Consider the following 1,156-nt stretch of genomic DNA (forward strand, 5'->3'; position numbering starts at 1 on the left):
CGGCATTCTCGGTTTTGAGGTAATAAAATTTCAGATTTTTTGACTCATAAGGATTGTTGCAGTCTGGGGAATCTCGCAACAGCAAAACTTCAGCTTGTGGCGGCGAGTTTGTCCCTGCGGTTATGGACAGGTAAGCTTTGAAAATGTCTTTAACATAGGATTGAATGCCACCTTCGCTGGCAAATATTTCTAGGAAACAGAATAGGTGATTTGCCGATCGCATCTCAGATTTACCCATTGACAGCGCAGACAATTATTGCAGTATATAGCAATCGTAAATCATCTGTGAATTTCTTACTCCCGGGCCGCGAGTTCGGGGAGGGTTGGGGTGGGGTAAAAAATTTACGACTCCTCCAAGGATTGCTATAGTGATTTTGCGGGTCCGGGCGATCGCCATTATCCACAGCTTTTAAACCATGTCATGATGACTATAATTGCAGGTTTTACAGGCCAATATTTGACTCGCCTACTCTCACCGTTGGTTTTGAGCGACTATCTGCTTTTTTACTAGGGTTTTTTTACTAGCTGCATGGGTGAGCGCGAGACTTTGTTTGCACTTTACTATAATCTACCGTAATTGACTGTAAACTTAATGATTTTTTACAATATCCTACCCCAAGCAAAATTTAAGATTTATTAAGTTGGCGCGGCGCGTCCGACCAGACTGCCGATTAGCATATTGGTGCCGATCGAGGATATCGCATTTTTAGTCTTTGGTAAAAGTATTGTCTATCCACAGGTAGATAGAGAGCCAGTTTTTAACTGTTATCATCAGCCAATATAGAGAGTTAAATTCAATATGACTCGACCAGGTTTTAAAAGCAATTTCTGAAAGATTTTGTCGAAAATTTTCTCCTAAAAATTTATCACGCATTGCAAAAAAATTAATGCTCATAAAGCATTAAAAAAAATCAATATCGTTGATTATTTTGGCAGCGAGGAGATAGTTTGAATATTCATATCTTTTCCGTTCACAAAAGTAGTCTGGCGAGCAGAGTGAGAATTTTTACGAGCATAAAATAAACACGATCTCGTACAATCATGTACAAAGAAAAGCCGCTCACCTAAAACATTAGGTATTCGAGCTTAAACCTAACAAAGCTAATGTTAGGTTGGCAACGTCATATTTACGAGCGACTCTCTCCAAACCAGCCTT

The 1,156-nt window shown here is 39.6% G+C and carries 1 pseudogene; it reads right to left on the reverse strand.

The window, feature by feature from the left end:
- Positions 1-238, reverse strand: a pseudogene (locus tag ACUVJL_RS06685) (glycosyl transferase group 1); the annotation flags it as partial.
- Between the last annotated feature and the right edge of the window lie 918 nt (positions 239-1,156).

This window comes from Microcoleus sp. OTE_8_concoct_300 (genome assembly GCF_031383065.1).
GTDB lineage: Bacteria > Cyanobacteriota > Cyanobacteriia > Cyanobacteriales > Microcoleaceae > Microcoleus.